General features: G+C 44.9%; 2 protein-coding genes and 1 pseudogene. All 3 read left to right on the top strand.

Annotation, left to right across the window (positions count from 1 at the left end):
- Window positions 1-794, top strand: a pseudogene (locus PSE7429_RS26425) (S-layer family protein); the annotation flags it as partial.
- Entirely contained in the window at window positions 784-3,360 is a 2,577-nt protein-coding gene (locus PSE7429_RS20695; protein WP_009629311.1) for a two-partner secretion domain-containing protein, read from the top strand. The pseudogene PSE7429_RS26425 and the gene PSE7429_RS20695, both read left to right, overlap by 11 nt.
- Window positions 3,350-5,449, top strand: a complete 2,100-nt coding sequence (locus tag PSE7429_RS26925) for a two-partner secretion domain-containing protein (protein ID WP_009629310.1) — start codon at window positions 3,350-3,352, stop codon at window positions 5,447-5,449. Before PSE7429_RS20695 ends, PSE7429_RS26925 begins: the two co-directional genes overlap by 11 nt.
- The last annotated feature ends 140 nt before the right edge of the window (window positions 5,450-5,589 follow it).

The following is a 5,589-nucleotide window of genomic DNA, read 5'->3' as shown; positions in this document are numbered from 1 at the left end:
CGCGATCGCTATTTTTAAATGATGGTTCTCAAATCAATGCCCAAACCAACTTTGGTAATGGTGGTAACCTGATTTTCTCCCTTGGAGAACTGCTCCTGTTGCGGAATGAAAGTTTGCTATCGGCGGAAGCGGGCGGCAAGGGTAATGGCGGTAATATTACGATTAGTAGTCCTTTCATTATTGGTTTAGGCAATAGTGACATAGTGGCTAATGCTTTTCAAGGCAATGGGGGCAATATCCAAATTAGTACCAATGGCATCTTTGGATTGAAATACCGCCCTTATCGTACCGATGATAACGATATCACTGCTAGTTCGCAATTTGGATTGAATGGCACGGTGAATATTAATAACCTCACTTTTACTCCCACTGCTGGGTTAATCGAACTGCCTACGGATGTGATCGATCCGAGTCAGCGAATTGTCCAAGGTTGCCGAACCTATGGCAATAGTCGCTTTATCGTCACTGGTCGTGGCGGAGTGGCTGACAATCCTAGCGATCGCCCCAGCGGTAATCATCCTTGGACAGATATTCGCGATCCTTCTGCTTTCCGCAATCCCAATGCTTTAGCGATCGCCAGCCCATCCGAAAATCAATCCGAAAAGCAAGCGGCGATGGTGACACCGCCCATTGTAGAAGCGACGGGTTGGCAACTGAATGCGAAGGGCGAAGTGGAGATCTATGCTGGCAATAAGGTAGCCACAAGAGAAACAACCGTAACGGACTGTGCGGGATTCTTAGCGATCGCACCAAATCTTTTTAAAGTTAAAGAGGTAGTAGCCAATGAATTTTAGTCAAAGACTATGGTGGTATAGTTCCACCTTTCTATTCTGGGGAATGTTTTTACCCATAGCTGTCACAGCACAACCCATAACAGCCGATGGCACGCTCTCAACAACAGTCACCAGTCCCGACAATCTCAACTTTACGATTACCAATGGTAATCAGCCTAATAGTGGGGGAAATCTATTCCATAGTTTTAGTCAGTTCTCAGTACCGACGGGAGGTTCGGCAACTTTTAATCTAGTGAACACACCGAATATTACGACGATTTTTAGTCGGGTGACGGGGGGCAGTGTTTCTAACATTGATGGCTTGATTCAGACCACAAATAATAGCAATCCTGTGAGTTTATTTCTGCTCAATCCCAATGGGATTATTTTTGGTCCCAATGCAAGTCTAACTATCGGTGGATCGTTTGTCGGTACGACAGCCAATAGCGTCAAGTTTGTCGATGGCATAGAATTTAGTGCCGTGAATCCATCAGCTTCACCTTTACTGACAGTGAATGCACCTATCGGTCTGAATTTTGGGCAAAACTCCAAGGGGATTACTGTGCAGAATACGGGACATCGCCTGATCGAAAACTTGTTTCAGCCAGTGAATCGTAGCCAGAATCCGATCGGGTTACAAGTTGCGGCAGGGAATACACTTGCCCTGATTGGGAGTGGAGTGAACTTTTCTGGTGGCATCGCATCGGTTAATGGAGGCGGACATATAGAAGTTGGCAGTGTCAGTAATGGACTTGTCAAACTCAATCCCAAGGTGACAGGATGGGTGGGAGATTACGCCTCGGTGCAGCAGTTTAACGATATCCATCTAGCTCAACAATCATTACTTGATGCCAGTGGTAACAATGGCTCAATCCAAGTACAAGGACGCAATATCAGCTTTACTGAAGGTTCCACCGCCTTACTACAAAACTTTGGCATGCAGAATGCTGGAGGGATTACGGTTCGAGCCACGGAAACTCTTAATCTCTCGCAGAATACAGCCGATGGTAAATATTCGAGCATGATCCGCATTGACAATCTGGGCAACAGTCAGACGGGAACTCTAATGATCGCTGCCGCGCAGCTACTCCTCTCCAACGGGGGAACCATTAATAGCCAAACGTTTGGTCTAGTACCTAGCGGGAACATTGTCGTAAATGTTGCAGGTTCGATCCTGATTGATAGTTTTATTACCGCTAATCCAGCCCTTCCTTCTTCGATCGTAACTAGCACGGTCAATTCTGCACAAGCAGGGGACATTACCGTATCAACAGGGAATTTGGAGATTTTGGACGGTGGTGCTATTACCTCTTTTACCTTTGCTTCTGGACAGTCGGGAAGAGTGCAAATCAATGCTCAAGACTTGATTGAAATTGCAGGTATCAATCCTATTGTATTGGGGTCTACTTCACTCTCCACATTAACGCTTGGCTCTGGAAATGCCAATAGTATATTCGTTAACACCTCCAGATTAGTGATTCGAGATGGCGCATTGGTTGGGTCTAATGCCTCTAGCCTAGGTTCATCAGGCAACGTAATCATTAATGCGTCACAGTCTGTCGTTGTGGAAGGAGAACCCTTAGCATCGGTTAACCCTAGCCGCATTGCTTCAACTGCGAAGATTTCTGATCTAGCAACACAAGCAGCGTTTGGATTACCGCCGATTCCTAGTGGTGATGCTGGTTTTCTCAGGATTAACACTCCATCGTTACGCATCACCGATGGAGCCTCTGTCACTGTCATAAATGATGGATCAGGTAAGGCTGGAGATTTACAGATTAATGCTAATTCAATTTTTCTAGACAATCAAGGCAGTATTTTAGCCTCAACCGCTTCTGGTAACGGAGGAGAAGTTAACTTAAACTTGCAATCATCTTTACTGCTACGTCACAATAGCTTGATTTCTGCCACTGCTGCGGGTAATGGTAATGGTGGTAACTTGATAATTAACTCACCTGTGATTGTGGGGATAGAGAACAGTGACATTATTGCGAATGCGATACGCGGAGCAGGTGGGAATATCAATATCACTACGCAAGGCTTATTTGGACTGAAGTTTCGTCCGCAATTGACCCCTGAGAACGACATTACGGCAAGTTCGCAATTTGGATTGAGTGGCACGGTAAATATCAGTAACCTCGCTTTTACTCCGACCGCTGGATTGATCCAACTGCCAAGCAATATCGATGATCCGAGTCAGCGAATTGCCCAAGGTTGTCGAACCTATGGTAATAGCCGCTTTGTCGCCACAGGTCGCGGCGGGTTGCCCGAAAATCCCAGCGATCGCCGCAGCGGTAATCATCCTTGGACAGATATCCGCGACCCCTCCGCTTTCCGCAGTTCTAATGCTTTAGCAACTGTTAATAAATCCGAAAGGCAATCTAAAAAGCAATCCGAAAAGCAATCGGAGAATGCGACACCGCCCATCGTAGAAGCTACAGGTTGGCAAATCAACACAAAGGGTGAAGTAGATCTTTATACTATCAATAGCGCGATCAGAGAAACAACCGTAACGGACTGTGCGGGATTCTTAGCGATCGCACCAAATATTTTTAAAGTTAAAGAGGTAGTTTCCAATGAGTTTTAGGCAAAGACTTAGGCAAAGACTATGGTGGCGGTATCCCAGTTTTCTATTTATATTTGTAGGAATGGGAATGGGAATGCTTTTACCCATAGCTGTCGCAGCACAACCCATAACAGCCGATGGCACGCTTTCAACAGCAGTCACTAGTCCTGATAATCTCAACTTTACGATTACCAATGGTAATCAGCCCAATAGTGGGGGGAATCTATTTCATAGCTTTAATCAATTCTCAGTACCGACGGGAGGTTCTGCTACTTTCAATTTAGTGAATACTCCAAATATTACGACGATTTTTAGTCGGGTGACGGGAGGCAATGTTTCTAGCATTGATGGCTTGATTCAGACTATTAATAACAGCAATCCTGTAAGTTTATTTCTGCTCAATCCCAATGGCATTATTTTTGGCAAAAGCGCCAGTTTAAATATTGGTGGATCGTTTATTGCTACGACGGCAAATAGTATTAAATTTGCGGATGGCGTGGAATTTAGTGCTACTAATAATCAATCATCCCCTCTCCTCACGATCGCATCACCAGTTGGCTTAAATATGGGCAGTAATGCGGGAGCGATCGCAGTTCAAAATACTGGACATCACTTGATTGAGGGGAATATTCCCATTCAAAATGGAACAACTCCTGTCGGCTTACAGGTTGCGATCGGCAAGACCTTAGCATTGATTGGGGGAGATGTTACTTTAGAGGGTGGCATTTTGAACGCTCCATCGGGTCACATCGAAATTGGTAGCGCTAAATCTGGAACTGTTAATCTTAATATGACATCCTCTCGTTGGAATTTTGACTACGCTAATTTAACAGAGTACGGTCATATCCAATTTTCAAAACAAGCCCTTGCGAATGCTAGTGGTTCTCCTGCGGGTTCAATCCACTTCCAAGGCAAAAATATTAGTATCAATGAAGGTTCTGTGGCTTTGTTAACCAATCAAGGGAATCAAGGTTCAGGGAATATTACGATCAACGCCAGTGAGTCTTTGGAAATGCGTGGGGTTGGCACTAATGGATTTACCCAAAGCCTCTTGGCGGTGGATACGATCACGGGAGATGGTGGAAATCTGGTAATTACTGCGCCGAGATTGTTACTCGAAGATGGGGGAAAAATTAATACGCATACTTTTGGCTCTGGAACGGCAGGAAATATCTCAGTAGCAGTAGATTCAATTCAGATCTCTGGCTTTTCAGCACTGAATCCTGCAACCACTCGTAGTGGAATCATGTCAGAAACGAGAGGAAGTGGACGAGCGGGGGATATTCAAGTTACAACACAACAATTGAGAATGCAAGACGGTGGTTCTATCACGGGGGCAAGTTTTGGTACGGGCGCAACGGGAAATGTAATAGTCGATTCCTCTAAGTCTATTGAAATGAAGGGAGAAACCCCGATCAGTTTCTCTGCAAGCTTAATTGGAACTGTCAGTTTTAACCGAGGTAATGGAGGAAATGTTACGATCAATACAGCTAAATTGACGGTGCAAAATGGCGCAGGTATCTCAGCCTCTACTTTAGGTCAAGGAAATGCTGGAACCCTCAGGATCAATGTTTCAGAGCAAATTAGCGTGAGTGGCGTGAGTGCCGCTTCGGGCAAGGCAGGAGCTATTTCTGCTAGTGCATCGGTACTCCCCTTAGTCTTTCAGAAAACATTTGGTCTATCAGCGTTGCCCACAGGCAATTCAGGTGACTTAATCATCAATACCCCAATTTTACAGATTAAGGATGGGGGGGAGGTACGAGTCAGTCATCAAGGAATTGGTAATGCTGGAAATTTATTCATTAATGCAGGGGCGATCGCTCTTGATCGCGCTGGAAGTATTTCGGCGGCTACAAATTCTGGCGAGGGTGGGCAGATTAATATTCGCACAAATACCTTACTACTCCGTCATGGCAGCAATATTACCGCGACCGCAGGGGGAAATGGTAATGGCGGCAACATCAACATTAATGCACCTGTGATTTTAGGAATAGAGAACAGTGACATTATTGCGAATGCGGTACGCGGATCGGGTGGGAATATTAATATCGTAATTGCTCAACCAAGGGAAATTGACAAAAAGGCAAAAGCTGATAAATTAAAGATATGAAGGAGTTACCGAACCTAAAGGAACTAACAGACGAGGCAAAAGAAGCCTTGATAGTGAAGCTATGGGAAGAACTACAAAAGCTAACAGAAACAGACTAAGAAAAGAAACCAAAGAAGACCTACAAAGAATTCGAGTTTACC

This window comes from Pseudanabaena biceps PCC 7429 (genome assembly GCF_000332215.1).
GTDB classification, from domain to species: Bacteria; Cyanobacteriota; Cyanobacteriia; order Pseudanabaenales; family Pseudanabaenaceae; genus Pseudanabaena; species Pseudanabaena biceps.
This window is presented reverse-complemented; position numbering and strand designations above follow the sequence as displayed.

Bases quoted from the DNA above. Each gene is read 5' to 3' on its own strand.
- PSE7429_RS26925 (WP_009629310.1), top strand. From the start codon at position 3,350: ATGAGTTTTAGGCAAAGACTTAGGCAAAGACTATGGTGGCGGTATCCC.
- PSE7429_RS20695 (WP_009629311.1), top strand. From the start codon at position 784: ATGAATTTTAGTCAAAGACTATGGTGGTATAGTTCCACCTTTCTATTC.